We start from the raw sequence: 25,716 nt of genomic DNA, 5'->3' as shown, positions 1-25,716 counted from the left end.
ACCGGAGCAACGATTTACTTAAGCGATCAAATTATGTCTCGAAAAACCAACATCACAATGACGAAAATCGTTTTATCGATCAGCTTCATTATTTTGTTAGGACGTCTGGTCTATTCCGGTATCGGCGCGTATTCCCACCATCAGAACCAAAAACAACAGCAAACAGATGGGCAAACTGTCGCACCTCAGGAACCGACTTCCGACAAAACTTGTACCGGCACACTCAAGACCTGCCGCTACCATAAGGACTAAGGATCCCGAATGTCTGCCGAAAAACCAAAAAGTTACGGACAAAAACTCGCCGAGAGTCGTGGCCGGATCCTCGATCTCCTGCTTAACACCGATGATCTTGCTGACAGCATTCTCGGTGAAGAAATTGACGTTGATGATGCCACCCGCGCCAGGCTGATGGATTACACCGCGGAGCTGAGCTCGCGGGTGCAGAAACTCCATGCCGCTGACGTGGCGGATGTGCTGGAAGCGTTACCCATTCACGAACGCCTCGCGTTGTGGCGGCTGGTTGAACCCGCTGCCCGCGGTAAGGCGCTGGTCGAAGTCTCTGAAACCGTCTGGGACAGTCTCATTGAGGAAATGAGCGACAAGGATCTGCTGAAAACCATGTCTCTGCTGGATGTGGATGATCAGGTCTATCTGGCCGAATATCTGCCGCGTGACCTGACGGGCCGCGTGCTTACCTCACTGGATCCGCGTCAGCGCGATAAAGTGCGCGAGGTGATGAAATTCAATAAAGAGTGCGTCGGCAGGATCATGGACTTCGAGCTGCTGACGGTTCGCCCTGATGTTTCTCTAGGCACCGTGCAGCGCTTTCTTCGTCTGAATAAAGTCATCCCTGAAGCGTCCGATAAGCTGTTTATCACTGACCGTAAAAACACGTTATTAGGCGAACTGCCGCTGACGGCGATTTTGCTGAACCCGCCGCATACGCTGGTTTCAGACGTCATGGTCACCGATCTCACCAGTTTTGAGCCAGAAGATAAAGCCGAAGATGCTGCCAGTGCGTTCGAACGTTATGACCTGATCACTGCGCCGGTGGTGGACAAAAAAGGCAAGCTGATGGGACGTCTGACGGTGGAAGAAATCGTCGATTTCGTCAATAACGACACCGACAGCAATTTACGCCGCATGGGCGGGCTGAGCCCGGAAGAGGATGTCTTTTCACCGGTCACTAAAGCGGTGCGTAATCGCTGGGCGTGGCTGGCGATCAATCTGTGTACGGCTTTCGTGGCGTCGCGCGTGATCGGTTTGTTTGAACATACGATTTCACAACTGGTGGCGCTGGCTGCCCTGATGCCAATTGTTGCCGGCATCGGCGGGAATACAGGCAATCAAACCATCACCATGATTGTCCGCGGACTGGCCCTGCACCATGTCCAGCTCGGTAACCTGAAGTTCCTGATGTTCAGGGAACTGGGCGTCGCGCTGATTAACGGCCTCGTCTGGGGCGGACTGATGGGCGTCGTGACCTGGCTGCTGTACAGCGACTGGGAAATGGGCGCCGTAATGACGCTGGCGATGGTGCTGAACCTGCTGCTGGCAGCGCTGATGGGTGTGGTCATTCCGCTGACCATGGTGCGTCTGGGGCGCGACCCTGCGGTCGGTTCCAGCGTGATGATAACTGCCCTGACAGATACCGGTGGATTCTTTATCTTCCTCGGCCTCGCCACCATTTTCCTGCTCTGACCCTCTTATTCCGGCCATCCGGCCGGAATATTCGTCAACTATTCCAACGTAATGTAAAATTTATATTAATAATTAGTCACGCTTTTCCGATACTGATAACGATACTGATAACGATACTGAGAGTACGTGTCATCGTTTGTGCTCATGGTGACGCCTGAGTGATAAAAAATACAAAAACGACCATCACTGCAACTGTTCTGGATCCAAACACCAGTCAGAAAAAGGTTTTCACCGTGGAAAAAAGCAAACCACCCCCGATCATAATAAGCCGGGCGAACTGGACATCTCACGTACTGTTAGGCATTTCTGTCTGCCTGCTGGCGCTCGCCTGTATGAGCGTGATCCAGAAATCATCCAGCCTTGCAGGCTTGTGGCTGCCAACAGCGCTGATGATCCCGGTTCTGTTTCGCCATCGCTACCGCGACTGGCTGCCATTACTGTGTGCCAGCGCATTGGGCATTGCTGCCGCACATACCGTTCTGGGCACGCCTTTCCTGCGCTATCTGCCTTACCTGCTTAACAATCTTTTTGAAGCCGCATTTTGCGCGGCATTGTTGCGGCGATTGTTGCCGGAGCAGGATCCCCTTACCGGCCTCGGTTACTGGGTCAGATTCCTGATGGTTGCGGTCATTTTCTGTCCGCTGGTCAGCTCATTAATCATGATGCTGTTTATCCTGCACATTCAATCGCCGGTGGAGTTGCAAAGTCGTTTTGCCACCTGGTTCATGTCTGAAGCTGTCGCAATCCTGGCGCTTACCCCGCTCGGGCTGGTTTATCAGCGCGGTTATTTCAGGAAAAACCTGACTTCCGGGCGTTTTTTCGGATTGCTTCTGACGCTCATCATCACGCTGGCGGCAGGTTTTCTGGCGCTCAAATGGCTGCCTTATACCTTCGCCTTTATCACCATTCCGCTGTTGTGGTGCGCCATCCGTTTACCCCGCATAGAAGCGTTCATTATTTTCCTGTCCATGACGCTGATGATTGCTTTACTGCACACCAGCGGCATTGTTTCCGTGCAGCCGCATACCGTCGTACAAATTCCTCAGGGGCTGATTTTCCTGCCACTGCTGCTGATCCTGACTCCGGCAAACGCCATGGCGATGGCGATGCACGCCCTGCGGGCAGAGAAATCGCATATCACGCAAAGTGAAAATCGTTTTCGCAACGCGATGGAACACTCGGCAATCGGCATGGCGCTGGTATCCCCGCAAGGCAGGCTGCTGCAGGTCAATAAATCGCTGTGTAATCTGCTAGGGTATGAGGCGGAATATCTCACCACGCTGACCTTCCAGGAAATTACTTATCAGGAGGATTTGGGCAAGGATCTGGCGATGCTGGAGCAACTGCTTAACGATGAAATCCAGACCTACACCATGGAAAAACGTTACCTGTGTCGTAACGGAGAAGTGATTTGGGCTTTACTCGCCGTGTCGCTGGTGCGCGATGAAGAACAAAATCCGCTGTATTTCATTTCTCAGATTGAAGATATCAACGAGCTCAAACATACCGAAATGACCAATAAGCGTCTTTCGGAAGCGCTGCATGAAGAGAAAGAACTCATGCACATCACCCTCAATTCCATCAACGAGGCGGTGATTTCCACCGACCGGAATATGAATATCACGTTCATGAATCCGGTGGCGGAGAAAATGACCGGATGGACCGAGGAACAGGCGCAGGGCCAGCCGGTGAACCGCATTGTACTCATCAGCAAAGGGCAGGATGGTCCGCTAATCGACAATCTGCTGCACTTTGATATCAACGAAAATCTTCACTCTTCCGTTGAGCGTTCACTGGTGTTGCATGGCCATCATACCGGTCTGTTTGATGTCCAGCTGGCGGTGTCTCCGCTGCGTACGTTGAAAGATGAACCAATCGGGATCGTGCTGGTATTACAGGACGTCAGCAGATCGCGCGAACTGATGCGCAGGCTGAGCTACAGCGCGTCCCACGATTTACTGACCGGATTGTCGAACCGTGGCAGTTTCGAATCCAGCTTGAAAAAAGCACTGAATCTGATAGCCACTGCGCATCAGTCGCACTGTCTGGCGTTTATCGATCTGGATCATTTCAAAGCGATTAATGACACGGCCGGGCACGCCGCAGGTGACGAACTGTTACGTCAGATCAGTACGCTGATGCAGGAACACATGCGCAACAGTGACCGCCTCGCGCGGCTGGGCGGCGATGAGTTTGCGCTGATCTTATTTGATTGTCCGGTGGAACAGGGTTTGAACACCCTCTCAAAACTGGTGAGTGAAATCAATCAGTTCGAATTTATCTGGGAAGACAAAATTTACCGCATCGGTGCCAGCGCCGGATTAACGAAGATGAATGACCCCACCGTCAGCGGCAGCGAATACATGGCACAGGCGGATAAGGCCTGTTATACCGCGAAAAATAACGGACGGGGACGGGTTTTCCGCTATGAGCCGCAACAAAAAACCGCCAGCGTTCATACCGACGACAGCATTTTCCCGCCTGAAAAACCTTAGCCAGCACGGATTAAGGCATATCCGGTTGCCAGTCGTTATTGAACCATAAATGCAGCGTGGCGTAAGTGCGCCACGGTTTCCAGACTTCGGCATAGCGGGCAATTTCCCCCGGCGTCATGCCCGGAAAACGCTGTTTAATCAGATAATCACCGCCGAGAAAAACGTCCGGCGCAGACCATGCCCGCATAGCCACATAACTGGCCGTCCAGCTGCCAATTCCCGGCATCGCCAGCAGTAATCTGACACCTTCCTGCACATCGGTAATGTCATCGAGCGGCAACCGCCCTTCTTCCACTGCCTGCGCAATATTGATCAGACAGGCTGCGCGTTTGGCCTGCACGCCGATACCGCGTAAATCATCGACCGTTAATTTCGCCATCGCCGCCGGAGACGGAAACAAATGTGTCAGCGCCGCGAATGGCGTGCTCACCGGCTCGCCCCATTTTTCGGTCAGCCGGGTTGCCAGCGTCGCGGCCATTTTCACACTGACCAGTTGCCCGAGAATGGCCCTGACCGTCAGCTCAAAACGGTTGATGCAGCCCGGCAGACGTAATCCCACGGCGTTTTCAGCCAGCGGACCTAAACCCTCAGCGATAAGTAATGGCTGCGCATCGAGATCCAGTAAACGCCGCACCTGCTTTGCCACGCTATTCTTCACCGGCTCAAGCGACGGCGAAATCTCAAGTTCGACGCTGTTAATGTCCGCCAAAGGCCGCAGCCGCAACCAGCCGGTCAGCCGCACGCCGTTGTGTATTACCGCCAGCGTCCGCTGATAATAGTCGCCGTCCTGCTGCTCGATGCCCTGCAACGCACGCGCACCGAGAAACGCCGTCATCCACTGCCAGTCATACGGAGGCTGATACGTCAGAAGCATTTGGGTCACAGGATGATCCTTATAAAAATGGCCCCCGGTTGGGAGCCATAATTCGCATTCAGAACAAAAGAATAGACTATTTTCTACGCCAGGTGGTGCCTGCAGCTCCGTCTTCTAACACGATGCCCATTTCATTCAGACGATCGCGCGCTTTATCCGCCATACCCCAGTCTTTGCTGGCGCGGGCATCGTTGCGCTGTTTGATCAACGCTTCGATTTCAGCAACTTCATCGTCGTTATCCGCCTGCGCTCCGGATTTCAGGAACAGCTCCGGATCCTGCTCCAGCAAGCCGAGCACGCCCGCCAGCTGACGCAGTTCTGCTGCCAGACCGTTGGCCGCCGCCATATCTTCCGCTTTCAGGCGGTTGATGTCGCGCGCCATATCGAACAGCACGGAATAGGCTTCCGGCGTGTTGAAATCGTCGTCCATTGCCGCACGAAAACGCGCCACGAAAGCCTCACCACCGGCTGGCGTTGCACTAACGTCCGTGCCGCGCAGCGCGGTATACAGACGTTCCATCGACGTACGTGCCAGTTTCAGGTTCTCTTCGCTGTAGTTCAGCTGGCTGCGGTAATGGCCAGACATCAGGAAGTAACGCACGCTTTCGGCGTCGTAATATTTCAGCACATCGCGCACGGTAAAGAAGTTGTCCAGTGACTTGGACATCTTTTCGCGGTCGATCATGACCATGCCGGAGTGCATCCAGGTGTTGACGTACGGGCCGTCGTGCGCGCAGCTGGACTGAGCAATTTCGTTTTCGTGGTGCGGGAACATCAGGTCAGAACCGCCGCCGTGAATATCGAAATGCGCGCCAAGCTGTTTGCAGTTCATAGCAGAACATTCGATATGCCAGCCCGGACGGCCTTCGCCCCACGGTGACGTCCAGCTCGGCTCACCCGGCTTGGACATTTTCCACAGTACAAAGTCCATCGGATTGCGTTTCACGTTGGCTTCAACTTCAACGCGGGCGCCCGCCTGCAACTGATCCAGATCCTGACGGGATAACACGCCGTAATCCGGATCGCTCTCCACCCAGAACATCACGTCGCCGTTCGACGCCACATACGCGTGGTCACGGTCGATCAGCTTCTGCACGATATCGATGATTTCATGAATGTGACCGGTGGCGCGAGGCTCAGAATCCGGCGGCAGAATGTTCAGTGCAGCAAAATCCGCGTGCATTTCGGCGATCATACGATCGGTCAATGCCATAAAGGTTTCGCCATTCTCAGCGGCACGTTTAATGATTTTGTCGTCGATATCGGTAATGTTACGCACGTATTTCAGGTCATAACCAACGTAACGCAGGTAACGCGACACCACGTCGAAAGACACAAAGGTGCGACCGTGGCCGATATGACACAGGTCGTAAACAGTGATCCCACACACGTACATCCCGACTTTACCGGCATGAATTGGCTTGAATTCCTCTTTTTGGCGACTCAGGGTATTAAAAATCTTCAGCATCAGGCTATTCCGTGTGTTGGGCGTAGAAAATGACGTTGGCGCATTTAAGCGACACTAACGGCCATAATATAACGAAAATGATTTCACCGAAATGGCATAAGGCCGCCGGACGGGCTTTAGTGGTCATAAAGGCGCTGCTGACGGCAACTTTTGAGTTATGGTATAAGAAAAGGCTATAGTAGCCGCTCTGACACAGAGCACACATCAACATTAGCAGGATGATAATTATGGTCACTTTCCACACCAACCACGGCGACATCGTCATTAAAACTTTCGCTGACAAAGCGCCAGCCACGGTTGAAAACTTCCTGAACTATTGCCGTAAAGGCTTCTACGACAACACAATTTTCCACCGTGTTATTAACGGCTTCATGATCCAGGGCGGCGGTTTTGAGCCAGGCATGAACCAGAAAAATACCGATGCACCTATCGATAACGAAGCAGACAACGGCCTGAAAAACACCAAAGGCACGCTGGCGATGGCGCGTACCAACGATCCACATTCTGCTACCGCACAGTTCTTCATCAACGTAACTGACAACGACTTCCTGAACCACAGCGGCAAAAATGCGCAGGGTTGGGGCTACTGTGTATTTGCAGAAGTTGTTGAAGGTATGGACGTGGTTGACGCGATCAAAGCCGTCAAAACGGGCCGCAGCGGTATGCACCAGGACGTTCCAAAAGAAGATGTTGTGATCAAAAGCGTGACAGTCAGCGAATAACAGACGTTTTTAAGAACACGTCGGCATGACCACGTTTTTTATCGCAGATATCCATCTTTGCGCACAGGAACCGGCAATCACTGCCGGTTTCCTTCGTTTTCTACGTGAAGATGCGCCACAGGCCGATGCTCTGTACATTCTCGGCGACCTTTTCGAAGCCTGGATTGGCGACGACGATCCGCAGCCACTTCACGCAGAAATCTCCGCCGCACTGAATCATTTGCACCAGCAAGGCGTGCCCTGCTTCTTTATTCACGGCAACCGCGATTTTCTGCTCGGCAGACGTTTCGCCCGCGACAGCCTGATGACGCTGCTGCCGGAGAAAAAAGTGCTCGAGCTGTACGGACGCCGCATCCTGATCCTGCACGGCGACACGCTGTGTACCGACGATGTCGCGTATCAAAACTTCCGCAAAAAAGTCCACAATCCGTTTATCCAGAAACTTTTCCTGATGCTGCCACTGAAATGGCGACTGGGTATTGCTGCCAGAATGCGCGCTAACAGTAAGGCGTCGAATCAGGGTAAATCACTGGAGATTATGGATGTGAACCCGCAGGCGGTGGTCAGCGAAATGCAGATGGCTGGCGTCGAGTGGATGATCCACGGCCATACCCATCGGCCAGCCATTCACGATGTCACGCTCGGAAACAAAACCGGCCATCGTGTGGTACTCGGCGCATGGCACGAAGAAGGTTCGATGGTGAAAGTCACCGCCGATAACGTCGAGCTGATCAGCTTCCCGTTTTAAGTCCGCAGACGGGTACACCGCTGTGGAAGCGGAACTGCTCGTCCGGGGTTAAGATCAGTTCCGCTTCAATCCTGCCAAACTCCTCTACCCGCTCACTAATATCCGTTCCGGCATATTGCTCTGCCAGCGCCAGATAATCGGCAAAATGCCGTGATTCAGAACGCAGCAGCGAAGTGTAAAAACGCGACAAGGTTTCATCGAGATGCGGCGCTATTTTGGCAAAACGCTCGCAAGAGCGCGCTTCGATGTATGCGCCGATGATCAGCCGGTCGACCAGAATATTCAGATCATCGTGATGGCGGGTATGTTTAATCATGCCGCTGGCGTAGCGCGATGGTGAAAGCTGGGTGTAGGTGATATTGCGTTTTTGCATGATTTCCACCACTTGTTCAAAGTGATGAAGTTCTTCACGCGCCAGACGCGCCGCACAAAATAGCAGTTCTGTGCGGTCCAGATATTTGGTCATCAGGCTCATCGCCGTCGCCGCCGCTTTCTTTTCACAGTTAGCGTGGTCAATCAGCATGACCGTCTGATTTTCCAGCGCCACATCCACCCACAGAGCGGGCGTTTCACAGTGAAGAAAATCATAAATCGGTGCCAGTAAAGCCTGCGTCATAAATCAGTTTCCACTCAAGTTTGTCTTTAATATATTGGTTTGGATTATACAAATCTGCCGCCAACTTCTCATCAAAAATGCGCCGTTTTCCGGCCACGCAACCGTTTTCCTCCCTCTCGGAGCGTGTTATCATTTGCGCCCTCGCAGTTTCTATTTCCGAATCACAGGAGCTTTAAAGACATGTCATCCAACGTTACCCCGGCAAAAATCGCCATCGTTATGGGGTCTAAAAGTGACTGGGCGACCATGCAGTTCGCCGCCGAAGTTCTCACAACGCTGAATATTCCTTTCCATGTCGATATCGTCTCCGCTCACCGCACACCGGATAAATTGTTCACTTTCGCTGAGCAGGCTTCTGCCAATGGCTTTGATGTGATCATCGCGGGTGCCGGTGGCGCAGCACATTTACCAGGCATGCTGGCGGCAAAAACGCTGGTGCCGGTACTCGGTGTTCCGGTTCAGAGTGCTGCCCTGAGTGGCATCGACAGTCTGTATTCCATCGTACAAATGCCACGTGGTATTCCGGTCGGTACGCTGGCGATCGGAAAAGCCGGTGCAGCTAACGCCGCTTTGCTGGCCGCACAAATTCTGGCGCTTCACGATGCTGAGATTGCTAAAAATCTGGCTGCATGGCGCACTGCACAAACTGACGAAGTGCTGAATAATCCCGATCCGCGGGAGGAAGCATGAAGCCGGTTTGCGTCCTTGGAAACGGTCAGTTAGGCCGGATGCTGCGTCAGGCTGGTGAACCGCTGGGCATCGCCGTGTATCCCGTCGGGCTTGATGCCGAACCGGAAGCCGTGCCATATCAGCAAAGCGTGATCACCGCTGAAATCGAACGCTGGCCGGAAACTGCACTGACCCGCGAACTGGCAACGCACAACGCGTTTGTTAACCGCGAGATTTTCCCACGCCTGGCTGACCGCCTGACGCAAAAACAGTTGCTCGACCAGCTCGGTCTGGCAACTGCGCCGTGGCAGTTGCTGGCTGATGCCGCCGAATGGCCGCAGGTTTTCTCTCAGCTTGGCGAACTGGCGATTGTTAAACGTCGCGTCGGCGGGTACGACGGCCGTGGTCAGTGGCGCTTACGTTCTGGCGAAGAAAAGACTCTGCCGCAGGATTGCTACGGCGAATGCATCGTTGAGCAGGGCATCAATTTTTCCGGCGAAGTTTCGCTGGTGGGCGCACGCGGTCACGACGGCAACACTGTGTTTTATCCGCTGACCCACAACCTGCATCAGGACGGCATTTTACGCACCAGCGTCGCATTGCCGCAGCCGGACGCAGCCCTGCAACAGCAGGCAGAAAGCATGCTGTCAGCCATTCTCAACGAACTGAATTATGTCGGCGTGATGGCGATGGAATGTTTCGTGGTCAGCGAAGGTTTGCTGATCAATGAGCTGGCTCCGCGCGTTCACAACAGCGGTCACTGGACGCAAAACGGCGCGTCCTACAGCCAGTTTGAGATGCATTTGCGCGCCATCCTTGGTCTGCCGCTGCCGAAACCGGTCGTCAGTACGCCGTCGGTGATGGTGAATCTGATTGGCACGGATGTGTCAGAAGATTGGCTGAGCCTGCCGCTGGTCAATCTGCACTGGTACGAGAAAGACGTGCGTCCGGGTCGTAAAGTCGGACACCTGAATCTCAACGACGCCAGCGCCAGCCTGCTGAAAGACACTCTCAACGCACTGGTCCCGATGCTGCCGTCAGAATACGCCAGCGGCATTGAATGGGCAGTTGAAAAGCTTTGATTTGAGCACCTCCTTCCCCTGCGAAGGGGAAGGTTGGGGTGGGGTATTAAGGTCAAAATCTCATAGTTAAAGTGTGCTTTGACAAACAGTTTGCCATTAAAACCCCCTCCCTGCCTCCCCCTTCGCAGGGGGAGGAGTTTAGAAACTACGCGTCGTATTGCCGGAATAATGCCCGCCCCCGCAACAACCGCACACCCAGCCAGCCACCGCAGACGGACAACAACACCGCGCTAACCACCGGCACCGCAATCCACATCAGGTAATTCGGTTCCCACGGGAAATCGAACACTTTGCGTTGCAGCAGCCACAGTGCGGCTTCCGCGCCAATCGCAGCAGCGATACCCGCCACCAGACCAAGCACGGCAAACTCACACCACAGCGTCCGGTGCAGCATTTTTTTGCTGGCCCCCAGCGTGCGGTAAACGATCAGCTCCTGACGGCGCTGACGCATACCGACCTGAATCTGCGCGATTAATAACAATCCACCACACAGCATCACCAGCAGAACCATCACTTCCAGCGCCCTGCTCACCTGCTGTAAGACCTGACCGACCTGCCGCAGGATAGAACCAATATCCAGCAAACTCAGCGTCGGGAACTGGCGGTTTAGCTGCGTAATGGTGCTGACATCCCCGTGATAACGGAAACTGGTCAGCCAGCTTTGCGGCTGTGCATCCAGCGCACCCGGCGGGAAGATGAAGTAGAAATTCGGCTTCAGGCTGTCCCAGTCCACTTTCCGCAGGCTGGTGATTTTGGCACTGAATTCCTGCGTATCGCCGCTAAAGGTCACGGTATCGCCAGGCTTCAGCCCCAGGCGCCCCGCCAGCCCTTCATCTATCGACACTTCACCGGCCTTCGGTGGCCCGTCGCCCGCGACCAGCGGATTATGATCCGGCAGCCCCTCCATCCAGGTCAGATTCAGCTCACGGTTCACAGCTTCGCCGCCAGCATCGTCCGGTTTGATGATATCCGTGGCAACCTTGTCGTTAATCTTCGTCAGACGCACGCGCACAATCGGATAGAAGGTTTCCGGCTCCGCTTTATGCTGATGCAGGAAGTGCTTCACCTGCGGAATTTGCTCTTTGGTGATATTAAGCAGGAAGTAATTCGGGCTGTCCGGCGGCAGCTGTTGCTCCCAGCGATCCAGCAAATCCCCGCGCATCACCAGCAGCAAGGCCAGCAACATAAATGACATCGAGAACGCCGCCAGCTGACTGAGTGTCACCCACGGCTGGCGCAGCAGACGGTTAACGGCCAGACGCAGCGGTAACTGACGAAACGTCAGCTTGCGTAGCAACAACAGCGCCCCCCAGCCAATCACACCGAGCAGCAGCGAAAGTACCAGCACGCCCGCCAGCAGTGACCAGAGCAGCGAACTGCCGCCCATCAGTACCGCCAGCAGACCGACGACCACCAGCACCATCACCGGCAGGAAATACCGCAGCGGCCAGACGTTCGCCACCACATCCTGACGCAGCACCCGCAGCGGCTGAGTGGCCAGCAACTGACGATACGGACGGATGCCGATCAGCAGAGAAATCACCACCATAGCGCCCATCGACCACACCCATGGCCAGCCACCGGCAGGCGGCAACGCCTCGGGCAGAACCGGTGCCAGCACCTTCATCAGGATGGCTTCGAATACCAGCCCGACCACGCTGCCGCACAATCCTGCCAGCACCAGCACCGACAGCCACTGTCCGATAATCAGTTTTTGCAGCGCCTTTTTCCCGGCACCCAGCGTTTTCAGCACGGCAACCAGATCGTAACGGCTGCGGCAGTAATGCCCCATCGACACCGCGATCGCCGCAATCGACAACATCAGGGTCAGCAGCGCCGACAATGTGAGGAATTGCTGTGAACGCTGTAATGATTTGCCCAGCGCGCCATCTGAATCCTCCATGCCGGTCCAGCGTTGATCCGGCTTGAGCAGCCCTTTGATCGCATCGCCATAGGTCTGAATGGCCTGCGGCGAACCGGCAAACATATAGCGATACGTCAGACGGCTGCCCGGCTGCACCGCGCCGGTTTTCGGTACGTCATCCAGATTCATGATCACGCGTGGCGCAGTCTGGAACGGGTTAAAGCCCGAATCCGGTTCCTGAACAATCACTCCGGCAATTTTCAGCGTGGTATCGCCGACGTCCAGATTGTCACCGACTTTCACGTTCAGCAGCGCCAGTAAACGAGGCGCGACCAGCACGGTTCCCGGCTGAGGTTTCAGCCCTGCCGGTTCGGTTTGTAACGCGCCATAAAGCGGATACGCCAGATCGGTGGCTTTGACGGCCGCCAGCTGCGGCGTTTCACCGGCAAAGGTCATGGTCATAAACGAGAGCTGACGGCTGACTTTCAGCCCCTGCGTCTGCGCATCTTGCAACCAGGCTTCGGTAATCGGATGCGCGGAACGCAACACGCGATCGCCTGCGATAAATTCGCGGCTTTGCTGACTCAGCCCTTTGTCCATACGGTCGCTGATGCTGCCGAGCGCCAGCACACATGCCACCGCCAGCGTCAGCGCCAGCCAGACAATCAGCAGCGAAGGCGATCGCCATTCCCGCCAGAACCAGCGCCAGATCATGCTTCCTCCCACAATTTCCCGTCGCGCAGACGTAAGCGGCGCTGACACCGCGCCGCCAGCTGTTCATCATGCGTGACCAGAATCAGCGTGGTCGCCGCGTCGCGGTTCAGTGAGAACAACAAGTCGACGATACGTTCGCCGGTTGCGCGATCCAGATTGCCGGTCGGCTCATCGGCAAACAGCAGTTTAGGTTTACCGATGAATGCCCGCGCCAGCGCCACACGCTGCTGTTCGCCGCCGGAAAGCTGCGCCGGAAGATGATGCAGACGCCCGCCCAGCCCGAGACTTTCCAGCAACTGCACCGCCTGCTGACGGCTGCTGCTGTCGCTTTCGCCGCGCAACAGCGCAGGAAGTTGCACGTTTTCCAGCGCGTTGAGCGTCGGCACCAGCATGAATGACTGGAACACAAAGCCGACATTTTTTGCCCGCAACGCTGCGCGCCCTTCCTCATTAAGTTCGCCAAGAGATTTGCCCAGCAACTTCACGTCGCCGCTGGTGCCATCATCCAGCCCGGCAAGAATGCCGAGCAGGGTGGATTTACCGGAACCGGATTCGCCAATCAGGGCAATTGTCTGGGCAGGTTTGACAACCAGCTCCACACCGGACAGGATGGTGAGCTGACCTTCACCCTGACCGACGTGCTTACTTAAATGATGAACTTCAAGAACATTTTCCGCTGGCATCTCCCCTTCCTTATGTTGTTAGGATTATTGAGTTTTCGCGCCGTTGCTGCTGATAACTTGCTGATTATTGGCGACAGTTTGAGTGCTGTCTATCGCCTTCCGGTAGCCGAATCGTGGCCGACATTACTGAATGACAAATGGCAAAAAGAAGGTGGCAAGCCCACCATTATTAACGCCAGCATCAGCGGCGATACCGCTGAACAAGGGCTGGCGCGTTTGCAAACGTTGCTGGAACAACACCATCCGCGCTGGGTGCTGATTGAACTGGGCGCTAACGACGGATTGCGCGGTTTCCCGCCGCAAACCATTTCGCAAACGCTGACGCAGATAATCAGTCAGGTCAAACAGGCCAATGCCCAACCGCTGCTGATGCAAATCCGCCTGCCCCCTAATTATGGCCGTCGCTACGGGGATGCGTTCTACGCTATTTATCCGGCGCTGGCGAAGCAGGAAAATATCCCGCTGGTGCCGTTCTTTATGGAACAGGTCGCCGTTAAACCTGAATGGATGCAGGACGACGGTTTGCATCCGGCACTGGCAGCACAGTCGTTTATTGCCGGCTGGATGTCAGAAAAACTCACACCGCTGCTGACGCATTAAGTTTAAAATACGACGAATAAAATAATACCGGGACGTGAGTAAAACCAAGACGTTACCTTTTCATCCGACTCCCTAGTAAATCACAGTCATAAAAAATAGGGACATCCCACAGGTAAAGTTATGCAAAAAGCTGTATTAATCACCGGTTGTTCAAGCGGTATCGGGCTGGTCGCCGCACAGGATTTACGCGCTCGTGGCTACCGGGTACTGGCGGCATGCCGCAAAACGCAAGATATCGACACGCTGCAACAAATGGGTTTTGAAACTGTTCAGCTCGATCTTGATGATAAACAGAGTGTGGAACGCGCCGCCGCCGAGGTCATCGCGCTGACGGGAAACCGTCTGTACGGCCTGTTTAATAACGCGGGTTACGGCGTTTACGGGCCACTTAACAGCATCAGCCGTGAACAGTTCGAGCAACAATTCTCTACCAATCTGTTTGGCACGCATCAGCTGACGCAGCTTTTGCTGCCGGCCATGTTGCCGCACGGCGAAGGACGTATTATCCAGACCAGTTCGGTGATGGGGCTGATTACCACGCCGCGTCGTGCGTTTATGCCGCCAGTAAATTTGCGCTGGAAGCCTGGTCCGACACGCTGCGTATGGAGCTGCACGGCACGGGAATTCAGGTCAGCCTGATTGAACCCGGCCCGCTGAGCAGTAATTTCACCGCCAATGTCAGTCAGTCACAAGCCGATCAGCCGGTAGAAAATCCGGGTATTGCGCGACGTTTTACGCTCAAGCCGGAGGCAGTTTTACCCAAACTGCACCATGCTTTAGAAAACCCGCGCGCGCGTTTTCGTTATCCGGTCACGCTGGTCGCCCATGCACTGACGGTGCTTAAACGCCTGTTGCCAGCCCGTTTGCTGGACAAAATATTACGCGGAAACAGCTAAGTAAAAACGATAAGGGGTTGAAGCGGCACGAGTCGCCCCCATTTGTTCTTAAATACTTTAAATTTCTATACCCTAAATAATTCGGGTTGCGGGAAGACGGCCAGTTCACGAGATACCGGGAGCTTAGATAACTAAGTGACCGGGATGAGTGAGCGCAGCCAACGCATCAGCAGCTCGAAGTATGACGGGTAGCGGAGAGACAGAATTCATGCTTGCACAACCTACAGTAATCGATATCAACGAATCCAACTTGCACCAGACGCTGGAACAATCCATGTCTGTGCCGGTGATGTTCTATTTCTGGTCTGAACGCAGCCAGCACTGCCTGCAACTGGGGCCGATTCTCGACAAACTGGCTGTGGAATACGCCGGTCAGCTGATCCTGGCAAAAGTGGATTGCGATGCCGAGCAGATGATTGCTCAGCAGTTTGGTCTGCGTTCTATCCCTGCCGTGTACCTGTTTAAAGACGGTCAGCCTGTCGATGGTTTCCAGGGGCCTCAGCCCGAAGAAGTGATACGCGAACTGCTGCAAAAAGTGTTGCCGAAAGAAGAAGAACTGAAACTCGCTCAGGCGCAGGAAATGCTGCAGGCGGGCAATGTGGCGGAAGCCCTGCCGCTGCTGAAAGATGCCTGGCAGCTGAGCAATTACCGCAGTGATATCGGCTTGCTGCTGGCGGAAACGCAAATTCATCTGAACCGCACCGATGATGCCGAAGCCGTGCTGGCGACCATTCCGTTACAGGATAAAGATTCCCGTTATCAGGGGCTGATCGCACAAATCGAACTGCTCAAACAGGCCGCAGATACGCCGGAAATTCAGCTATTGCAACAGGAACTCCAGCAGGATCCTGAGAACGCTGAACTCATCGTCAAACTCAGCCTGCAATTGCATCAGGTCGGGCGCAACGAAGAAGCGCTTGAACTGCTGATGGCGCCGCTGAAAAAAGATTTAGGCGCGGCGAACGGTGCAGCGCGTAAAACGCTGATGGATATCATGGCCGCTCTCGGTACCGGCGATGCGCTGGCTGCCAAATATCGCCGCCAGTTATATTCTCTGCTGTATTAATTCATACGGCCCGGCTGTAAGATATCAGACGCACGTCACTGAACAGGACGTGCGTTTTTTTTGAGCTTCCCCCCGCCTTTTATCCCCTGAACTATCCTTTATTAATACGATGTAACGGTTATTTGTGCGACAATTCATCACACACTTTGCCGGTCGGCAAATGTGCCAGGGACATGTTTTTACTCGACTATTTCATCCGGATTAGTCAGGACACAGTTTTACAGGAGTTCACCCTATGTTTGATCTGATTCCCATTCCTATCCTTATTTTGATCGTGCTGGCGCTGCTGGTGGTTTACGCCGGGATCAAAATTGTGCCTCAGGGTTATCAGTGGACTGTCGAGCGCTTCGGCCGTTACACCAAAACGCTGATGCCGGGGCTGAATCTGGTGGTGCCATTTGTTGACCGCATCGGCCGTAAAATCAATATGATGGAACAGGTGCTGGATATTCCTTCTCAGGAAGTGATTTCTCGCGATAACGCCAACGTTGCCATTGACGCCGTGTGCTTTATTCAGGTGATTGACCCGGCGCGTGCCGCGTATGAAGTCAGCAATCTGGAACAGGCGATCGTTAACCTGACCATGACCAACTTCCGTACGGTTCTGGGTTCGATGGAACTTGACGAAATGCTGTCACAACGTGACAACATCAACGCACGTTTGCTGCATATCGTCGACGAAGCCACCAATCCGTGGGGCGTCAAAATCACCCGTATCGAAATCCGTGATGTGCGTCCGCCTGCTGAACTGATTTCCGCCATGAACGCGCAGATGAAAGCCGAACGTACAAAACGTGCCGATATTCTGGAAGCTGAAGGTGTGCGTCAGTCTGCCATTTTGCGGGCTGAAGGTGAGAAGCAGTCGCAGATTTTGAAAGCGGAAGGTGAGCGTCAGTCAGCGTTCCTGCAGGCCGAAGCGCGTGAACGTGCGGCGGAAGCAGAAGCCCAGGCAACCAAAATGGTGTCTGAAGCGATTGAAGCCGGTAGCGTGCAGGCGATTAACTACTTCGTGGCACAAAAATATACCGATGCACTGACCAAAATCGGTTCTGCTAATAACAGCAAAATCATCATGATGCCGCTGGATGCCACCAGTCTGATGGGCTCCATTGGCGGGATTGCTGAGCTGCTGAAAGAAACCAAAGGCGGCAAATAATGCTGCACGATTTCATGGCAAATCCGCACGTATTCTGGCTGTCTCTGGGCGGCCTGTTGCTGGCGGCTGAGCTGGTGGGTGCGAGTGGTTACTTGCTGTGGAGCGGCGTGGCGGCGGCCTTAGTGGGCGCTGTCACGTGGATCCTGCCGTTGCCGTGGGAATGGTCAGGCACTGCGTTTGCGCTGCTGACCATTCTGGCGGCGTGGCTGTGGTGGAAGTGGCTGAATCAGCGTGTCGACAAATCGGCGGGCAATTCAGCGCTGAACCAGCGCGGCCAGCAGTTAGTAGGCACTCACGCCACCGTGCTGGAACCGGTTACTAACCAGTTTACGCGGGTACAGATCGGTGACAGCAGCTGGCGGGCAATTTGCGCGTCGCCGCTGAACGTCGGTGACAAAGTGGTGATCACCGGCGTAGAAGGCGCGACGCTGCGCGTGGAACCTGAGGCTCGCTAAAACAAAATCTCAGTGCTTATGACAGCATCCGCTGAGGTTATCAATGATCGGGCAGTCTGCCCCTTCGTCACCCGGACAGGCATCCGCCAGCGTCAGTAAGCGCTCACGCATTACTTTCAGTTCTTCAATGTGCCGCGCAATTTCGGCGGCCTTTTCTAATGTCCGCGCTTTCACGTCCGCACTGTGGCGATCCGGGTTGTGGAATAACGCCACCAGTTCCTGACACTCTTCCAGCGTGAATCCGACCTGCCGCGCCTGACGCAATAACGTCAGTTCTTCGATATGTTTTTGCGCATAACTGCGGTAGCCGTTTTCGCTGCGAGCCGGTGCAGTAACCAGCCCCTTCTCTTCATAAAATCGAATCGCTTTACTGGTGAGACCGGTTTTTTTCGCTACATCACTGATGTTCATTTCGCCTCCACGACAAGCTGATTGTTGCGCATGATACGAACATCATACGCCATGAAATTAAAATAACAGAGACTGCGGCTTGACCTTCCCCTTGCTGGAAGGTTTATCCTCTGTCCTGAGTGAAGTTAACCCAAGGAAAATGATCATGACAACCACCGTATTATCTCTGCAAGGCCTGTCCTGCGGGCACTGCGTGGCTTCAACGCGTAAAGCGCTGGAAGCCGTGGAAGGCACGACTGCCGTTGAAGTTTCTCTGGATAAAGCCATCGTCAAAGGCGATGCCAGCAGCCAGAGTCTGGTTGATGCCGTGGTTAACGCCGGTTATGAAGCACAGGTGGTGGAAGACGCATCCCCAAAATCTGAGCCGCTGACCGATAAGGCGAAAGTTTTGCCGGAACCCCTGTCAGCGGCGGCGTCACCTGTTCCGGCAGAAACTCATGCACCACAAACCGCAGACGACAGCGTGCAGCTGTTGCTCAGCGGGATGAGCTGCGCCAGTTGCGTCAGTAAAGTGCAGCGGGCGCTGGAAGGCGTGAACGGTGTCGAACGGGCACGCGTCAATCTGGCGGAACGCAGTGCGCTGGTCAGCGGTAATGCCGACCAGAATGCGCTGATTGCCGCCGTTGAACAGGCCGGTTACGGCGCCGAAATCATTATCGACGAAACTAAACGCCGTGAGCGCCAGCAACAAACCTCACGCAAAAGTATGATCCGCTTCAGCTGGCAGGCGGCTCTTGGCTTAGCTGCGGGTATCCCGATGATGTTATGGGGATTACTCGGCGGTGAAATGATGGTGACCGCCAGCAACCAGACCGGCTGGCTGATTGTCGGCCTGCTGACGTTGCTGATCATGATTGTCGCGGGCGGCCATTTTTACCGAAGCGCCTGGAAAAGCCTGATGCACGGCAGCGCCAATATGGACACGCTGGTGTCGCTCGGTACTGGCGCGGCCTGGATATTTTCCTTCGCCGTCAGCCTGTGGCCGGAGGCGTTCCCGATGCAGGCACGTCATCTTTATTATGAAGCCAGCGTGATGATTATTGGTCTGATTAACCTCGGCCACGCGCTGGAACAACGCGGACGTCAGCGTTCGTCTCAGGCACTTGAACGTTTGCTGGATCTGACCCCGCCGACCGCACGCGTGGTTACCGAAGAAGGCGAGAAAACCCTGCCGCTGGCTGACGTTCAGCAAGGGATGATGCTGCGCCTGACGACCGGTGACCGCGTGCCGGTTGACGGCGAAATTCAACGTGGTGAAGCCTGGATGGATGAAGCGATGCTGACCGGGGAGCCGATCCCTCAGCAAAAATCGCAGGGTGAAAAAGTGCACGCCGGTACGCTGGTGAAAGACGGCAGCGTGCTGTTCCGCGCAGATGCCATCGGCAGCCAGACCACCCTTTCACGCATTATTAATCTGGTGCGTGAAGCCCAAAGCAGTAAACCTGAAATCGGTAAGCTGGCGGATAAAATCTCTGCTGTCTTCGTACCGGTTGTGGTGCTGATTGCGTTATTCAGCGGTGCCATCTGGTACTTCTTTGGTCCGCAACCGCAACTGATGTATACGCTGGTGATTGTCACAACGGTACTGATTATCGCCTGTCCTTGTGCGCTCGGTCTGGCAACACCGATGTCGATTACCGCCGGTGTCGGACGCGCCGCTGAGTTTGGTGTGCTGGTGCGCGATGCCGATGCACTGCAAAAAGCCAGTACGCTTTCAACACTGGTGTTTGATAAAACCGGCACGCTGACCGAAGGCCAGCCCAAAGTGACAGACATTCATACGTTCAGCGGTTTCAGTGAACAACAGGTTTTACGGTTTGCAGCCGCACTGGAAAAAGGTTCACACCATCCTCTTGCCCAGGCCATTGTCGAAAAAGCGCAAGGGCTGGAAATCCCTGATATCGCGAATTTCCGTACCCTTGGCGGGCTGGGTTTGCGCGGTGACGTGGAAGAACAATCCCTGCTGCTGGGCAATCAGGCGCTGATGCATGAAAACGGGGTGGATACTCAGGCGGCTGACACGTTGCTGGATACGTTAGCCAGCGAAGGTGCCACGCCGGTATTGCTGGCTGCTAACGGCAAGATTGCGGCGCTGTTTGCCCTGCGGGATCCGCTGCGTGAAGACAGCGTCAGTGCGTTGCAACGCCTGCATCAGCTGGGTTATCAGCTGGTGATGCTGACCGGCGACAACCCGCGAACTGCGCAAGCCATTGCGGCGCAGGCGGGAATTGACACGGTGATTGCCGGCGTGCGTCCGGAAGGGAAAGCCGACGCCATCAAAGCGTTGCAGGCCAAAGGGCAGCAGGTCGCGATGATTGGCGATGGCATTAACGATGCTCCGGCGCTGGCTCAGGCGGATGTCGGTATTGCGATGGGCAGCGGCAGCGATGTGGCGATTGAAACCGCGGCGATTACGCTGATGCGCCCGGGCCTGAACGGTGTCGCCGATGCGCTGGCAATGTCTCAGGCGACACTGCGAAATATGAAGCAGAACCTGCTGGGTGCTTTTGTTTACAACGTGATTGGTATTCCGGTTGCCGCCGGTGTGCTTTATCCGCTGACCGGAACTCTGCTCAGCCCGATAGTGGCGGGTGCTGCGATGGCGCTGTCTTCCATCACGGTGGTCGCCAACGCAAACCGTCTGTTGCGCTTTTCACCTAAAAAAGGACAGTCATGAAAAACACGCCGAAAAAACAAGACGTTTCCCCTGTTCGCTAAACCGCAGCCGCGTTAGCATGGTCTCTCATTTTTCGGGAGACCCTGCATTATGGCGCCTTTCTTAAACCGGGCATTCAGCTGGCTTCGCCGGCTGTTTCCCGCTGAGTATTCCTATCCCGCCCTGGATATCCGGCTTCCCGGCAATCGCTATTTGCATCTGGTCGGCAGTATTCATATGGGCACGCAGGATATGCAACCGCTGCCTGCGCAACTGTTGCGCCGCCTGAAAAAAGCCGATGCGCTGATAGTCGAGGCAGATATCAGCGGCACCGATTCCCCTTTCAGTATGACCGGCGAATACCCTCCGCTGGCTGAACGCCTTTCTGAATCGCAATATCTGCACGTCGAACGTTTATGCGAAGAACTGGGTGTGTCGATGTGGACGCTTAATCCTTTGCCGTCATGGCAGGTCGCGCTGATGTTGCAGGCCACGCAGGCGCAGCGTCTCGGACTGCGCGGAAATTACGGCATCGATTATCAGCTGTTGCACAACGCTAAAGAGCAGAACACGCCAGTCATTGAACTGGAAGGGCCGGAGGAGCAGTTTGCGCTGTTGCAGCAACTTCCCGACGACGGGCTCGGACTGCTGGAAGATACCCTGACGCACTGGCACACCAACGCGCGCCTGCTGCAAACCATGATCAGCTGGTGGCTGGACAGCAAACCAGGGCTGGCGGTCGAGCAGCTTCCGAATACCTTTAGCAGTGATTTATATGATGTGCTGATGAATCAGCGAAATGTGCGCTGGAAAAAACAGCTGCTGGACTTACCTGCAGGAAACTATGTGGTAGCAGTCGGTGCGCTGCATTTGTACGGCGAAGGGAATTTGCCGGAGCTGCTGAAAGGATAAAAAAATGGCCGGTTTTTAAGGCCGGCCAGTCAAAGAGGAATTTCATTTTATTAGTTATAGCTTCAGTACCGGCCTTTTCAGGCACAGCACCGGCGCGCACAGGGTATCAATCTGCGGCGGGTCTTGGCAATAACCATTCATTGCTCTACTATTTCATCCTCGCTCAGTAATCATACTTTATTGTTTGTTTTCATCAGATTGAGCTGATGACGATTTTCCGAACAAAAAAGTAAATAAAATAGGCGGTAATCATGACACCCGCGGTCATCCTCCTGGAAAAAAACAACGTCAGCTTTACCCTTCACCCGTACGAACACAGCAGCGATGAAACCAATTTTGGCGATGAAGCCGTGAAAAAACTCGGGCTGGATGCGCGTCAGGTTTATAAAACGCTGCTCGTTTCGCTCAACGGCGATGCCAAAAATCTGGCCGTTGCCGTCACGCCGGTGGCGTCGAAGCTGGATTTAAAAAAGGTCGCCAAAGCCCTGAAGGCCAAAAAAGCCGATATGGCAGATCCGTCCATCGCCCAGCGCATCACCGGTTATCTGGTCGGCGGCATCAGCCCGCTGGGACAGAAAAAACTGCTGCCGACGGTGATCGACAGTCCGGCGCAGACGTTTTCCACGATTTATGTTTCAGGCGGTAAACGTGGACTTGATATTGAACTGGCGGCAGGCGATCTTTGCCGTTTACTCAAAGGCCAGTTTGCCGATATCGCTAAAGTCGACTGACCGGCAGGTACCCTGCACCTCTACATTAAGAAGGCTTCCTCCGCTATGACAGACACGACGTCAACGCCAGTCAGCCCGCAGAAAGACGCAGTCAAGAAGACTGCGTTTTCTATTCTGGCGGCGATCAGCGTTTCTCATCTGCTCAATGACATGATTCAGTCGCTGATACTGGCGATTTATCCGTTACTGCAAAACCAGTTTTCCCTGAGCTTTACGCAAATCGGGCTGATTACCCTGACGTATCAGATAACCGCCTCGCTGTTGCAACCGCTTATCGGCTATTACACCGACAAGCATCCGCAACCCTATTCTCTGCCGATCGGCATGGGCTTTACGCTCTCCGGCCTGCTGTTGCTGGCGGTCGCGCAGAGTTTCCCGGTGGTGTTGCTGGCGGCGGCGCTGGTTGGCACAGGCTCTTCGGTGTTCCATCCGGAATCGTCGCGCGTGGCACGTATGGCTTCCGGCGGACGTCACGGACTGGCGCAGTCGCTGTTCCAGGTCGGTGGCAATCTGGGTTCTTCACTTGGCCCGTTACTCGCGGCGCTGATCATCGCGCCTTACGGTAAAGGCAACGTCGCATGGTTCTCGCTGGCGGCGCTGCTGGGGATTGTCGTGCTGCTGCAAATCAGTAAATGGTATCGCCAGCAAAATCAGATCGCCAAAAAGCGTGGCCCGGTGAGCAGCAATATCACCCTGCTGCCGCGTAAAACCGTGGCGATGTCGATGGGTATTCTGCTGGTGCTGATTTTCTCAAAGTATTTCTACCTGACCAGCCTGAGCAGTTATTACACCTTTTACCTGATCCATAAATTTGGCGTCTCGGTACAAAGCGCGCAAATCCATTTGTTCGTCTTCCTGTTTGCCGTCGCAGCAGGCACCATTATCGGCGGGCCGGTGGGCGATAGGATTGGGCGCAAATACGTCATCTGGGTCTCAATTCTGGGTGTCGCGCCATTTACGCTACTTTTGCCTCATGCCAATCTGATGTGGACCAGCGTGCTGAGCGTGATTATCGGTGTGATCCTGGCCTCGGCATTCTCAGCCATTCTGGTGTTCGCGCAGGAGCTGATGCCGGGCAAAGTCGGCATGGTTTCCGGCCTGTTCTTCGGTCTGGCCTTTGGTATGGGCGGGCTGGGCGCCGCGGTTCTCGGCTATGTGGCGGATAAAACCAGCATCGAACTGGTGTATCAGATTTGTGCCTTCCTGCCGTTGCTTGGGATCCTGACAGCATTCCTGCCAAATATTGAACGCAAATAGCCCTTAACCTTTCCTTCCCGGCTGCCGATAGTTAAATATCGGCAGCGTCTGAACCCCTATTCCCTTGATATCTGCCTGATAAAACCCATTTAAATCCCGCGTTGGAATTTTTTTTATCGTCTGCTGATGATTTTTAATAAAAAAGGCCAAAATTCCCCAACGCGAAAGCGATTTTTACCATAAACTTAGAAACAATCAGCAACATATTTGCTTTATGCATAACCAGAAGGAGTCTGAATGCATCATTCTACGCCTCTCATCACTACCATCGTTGGCGGTCTGGTCCTGGCCTTCCTGTTAGGAATGCTTGCCAACCGCCTGCGTATTTCTCCTCTGGTTGGCTATCTCGCCGCTGGCGTGCTGGCCGGCCCTTTTACACCGGGCTTCGTTGCAGACACCTCACTGGCACCGGAACTGGCTGAAATCGGCGTCATTCTGCTGATGTTTGGCGTCGGTCTGCATTTTTCCCTGAAAGATCTCCTCGCCGTAAAGTCGATAGCCATTCCCGGCGCTGTAGCGCAAATCGCGGTAGCGACGCTGCTTGGGATGGGGTTATCAAGTCTGATGGGCTGGGATCTGGCGACCGGGCTGGTGTTCGGGCTGTGTTTGTCCACCGCCAGTACCGTAGTGCTGTTGCGTGCTCTGGAAGAGCGGCAACTGATTGACAGCCAGCGCGGGCAAATCGCCATCGGCTGGCTGATTGTTGAAGATCTGGTGATGGTGCTGACGCTGGTTCTGCTGCCTGCGTTCAGCGGCATGCTGGAAAGCCATCATTCCAGCCCGGTCGAACTGCTGACCGGACTGGCAGTGACCATTGGTAAAGTGATTGCGTTCATGGTGCTGATGATGGTGGTCGGCCGCCGCGTGGTACCGTGGATCCTCGCCAAAACCGCCAGTACCGGTTCACGCGAACTGTTTACGCTGTCTGTTCTGGCGCTGGCGCTGGGCATCGCGTACGGCGCCGTCGAATTCTTTGACGTGTCGTTCGCGCTGGGTGCGTTCTTCGCCGGTATGGTGCTCAATGAATCCGAACTCAGCCAGCGTGCGGCGCACGACACGTTACCGCTGCGCGATGCGTTTGCGGTACTGTTCTTCGTCTCGGTTGGCATGTTATTCGACCCGATGATTCTGGTGCGTGAACCGCTGACCGTCATTGCCACGCTGGCGATCATCGTGTTCGGTAAATCCATTGCCGCGTTCCTGCTGGTGAAAATGTTCGGGCACTCCAAACGCACCGCGTTGACGATTTCCGTCAGTCTGGCGCAGATTGGTGAATTCGCCTTTATTCTCGCAGGCCTTGGGATTTCACTGGGTTTACTGTCTGAACATGGCCGCAATCTGGTACTGGCGGGGGCCATTTTGTCGATTATGTTTAACCCGCTGCTGTTCACGTTGCTTGAAAAATATCTGGCGAAAACAGAAACCATCGAAGACCAGAGCGTTGAAGAAGCCGTTGAAGACGAGAAGCAAATCCCGTTCGATTTATGCAATCACGCACTGCTGGTCGGTTATGGACGTGTCGGCAGCCTGCTCGGTGAGAAACTTCAGGCCGCCGGAATCCCGCTGGTGGTGATTGAAAATTCGCGTCCGCGTGTCGAAGCGCTGCGCGATCAGGGCATCAGCACGGTGCTGGGCAATGCTGCCAATCAGGAAGTGATGGATCTGGCACGTCTCGACTGCGCCCGCTGGCTGCTGGTGACCATTCCCAATGGTTATGAAGCCGGAGAAATCGTCGCCTCTGCGCGTGCCAAACGGCCTAATATCGAGATTATCGCCCGCGCGCATTATGATGACGAAGTGACTTACATCCTGGAACGTGGTGCAAATCGCGTAGTGATGGGCGAACGTGAAATTGCCAACAGCATGGTGGATATGTTGCAGATAGATGCCATGACCGAAGACGAAAAAAGGCCGTTTTGCCCGATCTGATTTGTTCCTAA

General features: G+C 54.6%; 22 protein-coding genes and 1 pseudogene. 17 read left to right on the top strand and 6 right to left on the bottom strand.

All coding sequences use genetic code 11. The features are described 5' to 3' along the window. The first annotated feature begins 33 nt into the window (after positions 1-33). The 3 genes from UC15_RS05920 (at position 34) to UC15_RS05910 (ending at position 4,196) form a co-directional block, all read left to right on the top strand. Positions 34-252 (top strand): YfgG family protein, encoded by a 219-nt coding sequence (locus UC15_RS05920; protein ID WP_112287568.1) that lies wholly within the window; start codon positions 34-36, stop codon positions 250-252. 9 nt (positions 253-261) lie between these two features. Then, the gene (mgtE, locus tag UC15_RS05915) at positions 262-1,701 is read left to right on the top strand and encodes a magnesium transporter (protein WP_112287567.1); all 1,440 of its coding nucleotides are present in this window, start codon (positions 262-264) and stop codon (positions 1,699-1,701) included. Positions 1,702-1,859: 158 nt separating this feature from the next. Continuing rightward, positions 1,860-4,196 carry a PAS domain S-box protein gene (locus UC15_RS05910; RefSeq protein WP_232829822.1) on the top strand — a complete coding sequence of 779 codons (2,337 nt, stop codon included), beginning with the start codon at positions 1,860-1,862 and terminating at the stop codon, positions 4,194-4,196. A 10-nt stretch (positions 4,197-4,206) separates the two neighbouring features. Here UC15_RS05910 and alkA read toward each other — a convergent pair whose 3' ends face one another. After that, positions 4,207-5,070: a DNA-3-methyladenine glycosylase 2 gene (gene alkA / locus UC15_RS05905; protein WP_232829825.1), complete on the bottom strand. Its 864-nt coding sequence runs from the start codon at positions 5,068-5,070 to the stop codon at positions 4,207-4,209. Positions 5,071-5,146: 76 nt separating this feature from the next. After that, the gene (gene cysS, locus UC15_RS05900; RefSeq protein ID WP_112287565.1) at positions 5,147-6,538 is read right to left on the bottom strand and encodes a cysteine--tRNA ligase; all 1,392 of its coding nucleotides are present in this window, start codon (positions 6,536-6,538) and stop codon (positions 5,147-5,149) included. A gap of 227 nt (positions 6,539-6,765) precedes the next feature. Between cysS and ppiB the strand changes: the two genes are divergently transcribed. Together ppiB and lpxH are read left to right on the top strand one after the other, a co-directional pair. After that, entirely contained in the window at positions 6,766-7,260 is a 495-nt protein-coding gene (ppiB, locus tag UC15_RS05890; RefSeq protein WP_112287563.1) for a peptidylprolyl isomerase B, read from the top strand. A 25-nt stretch (positions 7,261-7,285) separates the two neighbouring features. Next, positions 7,286-8,008 carry a UDP-2,3-diacylglucosamine diphosphatase gene (gene lpxH, locus UC15_RS05885; protein ID WP_112287562.1) on the top strand — a complete coding sequence of 241 codons (723 nt, stop codon included), beginning with the start codon at positions 7,286-7,288 and terminating at the stop codon, positions 8,006-8,008. Here the strand turns inward: lpxH and UC15_RS05880 are convergent. Further along, a complete protein-coding gene (locus UC15_RS05880; protein WP_112287561.1) occupies positions 7,992-8,624 on the bottom strand; it encodes a tRNA-(ms[2]io[6]A)-hydroxylase in 633 nt (210 codons plus the stop codon). The genes lpxH and UC15_RS05880 overlap by 17 nt on opposite strands. A gap of 180 nt (positions 8,625-8,804) precedes the next feature. Here UC15_RS05880 and purE point away from each other — a divergent pair, with 180 nt between their 5' ends. Then, entirely contained in the window at positions 8,805-9,314 is a 510-nt protein-coding gene (gene purE, locus UC15_RS05870; RefSeq protein WP_112287560.1) for a 5-(carboxyamino)imidazole ribonucleotide mutase, read from the top strand. Next, positions 9,311-10,375 carry a 5-(carboxyamino)imidazole ribonucleotide synthase gene (purK, locus tag UC15_RS05865; protein WP_112287559.1) on the top strand — a complete coding sequence of 355 codons (1,065 nt, stop codon included), beginning with the start codon at positions 9,311-9,313 and terminating at the stop codon, positions 10,373-10,375. The genes purE and purK overlap by 4 nt, the downstream gene beginning before the upstream one ends. Positions 10,376-10,520: 145 nt before the next feature. Here the strand turns inward: purK and ybbP are convergent, their stop codons facing one another. After that, entirely contained in the window at positions 10,521-12,953 is a 2,433-nt protein-coding gene (ybbP, locus tag UC15_RS05860) for a putative ABC transporter permease subunit YbbP (protein WP_112287558.1), read from the bottom strand. Then, on the bottom strand, positions 12,950-13,636 hold the full coding sequence (gene ybbA / locus UC15_RS05855) for a putative ABC transporter ATP-binding protein YbbA (RefSeq protein WP_112287557.1): 687 nt from the start codon (positions 13,634-13,636) through the stop codon (positions 12,950-12,952). Before ybbA ends, ybbP begins: the two co-directional genes overlap by 4 nt. Here ybbA and tesA point away from each other — a divergent pair. The 5 genes and pseudogenes from tesA (at position 13,607) to UC15_RS05830 (ending at position 17,809) form a co-directional block, all read left to right on the top strand. Continuing rightward, positions 13,607-14,236 (top strand): multifunctional acyl-CoA thioesterase I/protease I/lysophospholipase L1, encoded by a 630-nt coding sequence (gene tesA, locus UC15_RS05850; RefSeq protein WP_198659669.1) that lies wholly within the window; start codon positions 13,607-13,609, stop codon positions 14,234-14,236. The genes ybbA and tesA overlap by 30 nt on opposite strands. Before the next feature lie 120 nt (positions 14,237-14,356). After that, a pseudogene (locus tag UC15_RS05845) lies at positions 14,357-15,132 on the top strand (SDR family oxidoreductase). A 208-nt stretch (positions 15,133-15,340) separates the two neighbouring features. After that, positions 15,341-16,198, top strand: a complete 858-nt coding sequence (locus UC15_RS05840; protein WP_112287555.1) for a co-chaperone YbbN — start codon at positions 15,341-15,343, stop codon at positions 16,196-16,198. A gap of 235 nt (positions 16,199-16,433) precedes the next feature. Then, the gene (locus tag UC15_RS05835; RefSeq protein ID WP_095925004.1) at positions 16,434-17,354 is read left to right on the top strand and encodes an SPFH domain-containing protein; all 921 of its coding nucleotides are present in this window, start codon (positions 16,434-16,436) and stop codon (positions 17,352-17,354) included. Then, complete coding sequence (locus UC15_RS05830) at positions 17,354-17,809, top strand: NfeD family protein (RefSeq protein WP_112287554.1); 456 nt, start codon at positions 17,354-17,356, stop codon at positions 17,807-17,809. Before UC15_RS05835 ends, UC15_RS05830 begins: the two co-directional genes overlap by 1 nt. A 9-nt stretch (positions 17,810-17,818) precedes the next feature. Here UC15_RS05830 and cueR read toward each other — a convergent pair whose 3' ends face one another. Next, on the bottom strand, positions 17,819-18,220 hold the full coding sequence (gene cueR / locus UC15_RS05825; protein ID WP_112287553.1) for a Cu(I)-responsive transcriptional regulator: 402 nt from the start codon (positions 18,218-18,220) through the stop codon (positions 17,819-17,821). Positions 18,221-18,365: 145 nt separating this feature from the next. Between cueR and copA the strand changes: the two genes are divergently transcribed. The 5 genes from copA to ybaL all read left to right on the top strand — a co-directional run bounded on the left by copA (position 18,366) and on the right by ybaL (position 25,705). Then, positions 18,366-20,897, top strand: a complete 2,532-nt coding sequence (gene copA, locus UC15_RS05820) for a copper-exporting P-type ATPase CopA (RefSeq protein ID WP_112287552.1) — start codon at positions 18,366-18,368, stop codon at positions 20,895-20,897. A 90-nt stretch (positions 20,898-20,987) separates the two neighbouring features. Further along, on the top strand, positions 20,988-21,788 hold the full coding sequence (locus UC15_RS05815) for a TraB/GumN family protein (RefSeq protein WP_112287551.1): 801 nt from the start codon (positions 20,988-20,990) through the stop codon (positions 21,786-21,788). 251 nt (positions 21,789-22,039) lie between these two features. Continuing rightward, entirely contained in the window at positions 22,040-22,519 is a 480-nt protein-coding gene (gene ybaK, locus UC15_RS05810) for a Cys-tRNA(Pro)/Cys-tRNA(Cys) deacylase YbaK (RefSeq protein WP_112287550.1), read from the top strand. 45 nt (positions 22,520-22,564) lie between these two features. Beyond that, a complete protein-coding gene (locus tag UC15_RS05805; protein ID WP_112287549.1) occupies positions 22,565-23,776 on the top strand; it encodes an MFS transporter in 1,212 nt (403 codons plus the stop codon). A 237-nt stretch (positions 23,777-24,013) separates the two neighbouring features. Continuing rightward, the gene (gene ybaL / locus UC15_RS05800) at positions 24,014-25,705 is read left to right on the top strand and encodes a YbaL family putative K(+) efflux transporter (protein ID WP_112287548.1); all 1,692 of its coding nucleotides are present in this window, start codon (positions 24,014-24,016) and stop codon (positions 25,703-25,705) included. Positions 25,706-25,716: the final 11 nt, after the last annotated feature.

The organism is Rahnella sp. AN3-3W3 (assembly GCF_003263545.1).
GTDB lineage: Bacteria > Pseudomonadota > Gammaproteobacteria > Enterobacterales > Enterobacteriaceae > Rahnella > Rahnella variigena.
The sequence above is the reverse complement of the archived record's forward strand: the minus strand, read 5'-3'. Positions and strand labels throughout refer to the sequence as shown.

What these genes read in the sequence shown, in the direction of transcription:
- UC15_RS05920 (WP_112287568.1), top strand. Translation starts at nt 34, where the DNA reads ATGTCTCGAAAAACCAACATCACAATGACGAAAATCGTTTTATCGATC.
- mgtE (WP_112287567.1), top strand. Translation starts at nt 262, where the DNA reads ATGTCTGCCGAAAAACCAAAAAGTTACGGACAAAAACTCGCCGAGAGT.
- alkA (WP_232829825.1), bottom strand. Translation starts at nt 5,070, where the DNA reads ATGCTTCTGACGTATCAGCCTCCGTATGACTGGCAGTGGATGACGGCG.
- cysS (WP_112287565.1), bottom strand. Translation starts at nt 6,538, where the DNA reads ATGCTGAAGATTTTTAATACCCTGAGTCGCCAAAAAGAGGAATTCAAG.
- ppiB (WP_112287563.1), top strand. Translation starts at nt 6,766, where the DNA reads ATGGTCACTTTCCACACCAACCACGGCGACATCGTCATTAAAACTTTC.
- lpxH (WP_112287562.1), top strand. Translation starts at nt 7,286, where the DNA reads ATGACCACGTTTTTTATCGCAGATATCCATCTTTGCGCACAGGAACCG.
- UC15_RS05880 (WP_112287561.1), bottom strand. Translation starts at nt 8,624, where the DNA reads ATGACGCAGGCTTTACTGGCACCGATTTATGATTTTCTTCACTGTGAA.
- purE (WP_112287560.1), top strand. Translation starts at nt 8,805, where the DNA reads ATGTCATCCAACGTTACCCCGGCAAAAATCGCCATCGTTATGGGGTCT.
- purK (WP_112287559.1), top strand. Translation starts at nt 9,311, where the DNA reads ATGAAGCCGGTTTGCGTCCTTGGAAACGGTCAGTTAGGCCGGATGCTG.
- ybbP (WP_112287558.1), bottom strand. Translation starts at nt 12,953, where the DNA reads ATGATCTGGCGCTGGTTCTGGCGGGAATGGCGATCGCCTTCGCTGCTG.
- tesA (WP_198659669.1), top strand. Translation starts at nt 13,607, where the DNA reads ATGAACTTCAAGAACATTTTCCGCTGGCATCTCCCCTTCCTTATGTTG.
- ybbA (WP_112287557.1), bottom strand. Translation starts at nt 13,636, where the DNA reads ATGCCAGCGGAAAATGTTCTTGAAGTTCATCATTTAAGTAAGCACGTC.
- UC15_RS05840 (WP_112287555.1), top strand. Translation starts at nt 15,341, where the DNA reads ATGCTTGCACAACCTACAGTAATCGATATCAACGAATCCAACTTGCAC.
- UC15_RS05835 (WP_095925004.1), top strand. Translation starts at nt 16,434, where the DNA reads ATGTTTGATCTGATTCCCATTCCTATCCTTATTTTGATCGTGCTGGCG.
- UC15_RS05830 (WP_112287554.1), top strand. Translation starts at nt 17,354, where the DNA reads ATGCTGCACGATTTCATGGCAAATCCGCACGTATTCTGGCTGTCTCTG.
- cueR (WP_112287553.1), bottom strand. Translation starts at nt 18,220, where the DNA reads ATGAACATCAGTGATGTAGCGAAAAAAACCGGTCTCACCAGTAAAGCG.
- copA (WP_112287552.1), top strand. Translation starts at nt 18,366, where the DNA reads ATGACAACCACCGTATTATCTCTGCAAGGCCTGTCCTGCGGGCACTGC.
- UC15_RS05815 (WP_112287551.1), top strand. Translation starts at nt 20,988, where the DNA reads ATGGCGCCTTTCTTAAACCGGGCATTCAGCTGGCTTCGCCGGCTGTTT.
- ybaK (WP_112287550.1), top strand. Translation starts at nt 22,040, where the DNA reads ATGACACCCGCGGTCATCCTCCTGGAAAAAAACAACGTCAGCTTTACC.
- UC15_RS05805 (WP_112287549.1), top strand. Translation starts at nt 22,565, where the DNA reads ATGACAGACACGACGTCAACGCCAGTCAGCCCGCAGAAAGACGCAGTC.
- ybaL (WP_112287548.1), top strand. Translation starts at nt 24,014, where the DNA reads ATGCATCATTCTACGCCTCTCATCACTACCATCGTTGGCGGTCTGGTC.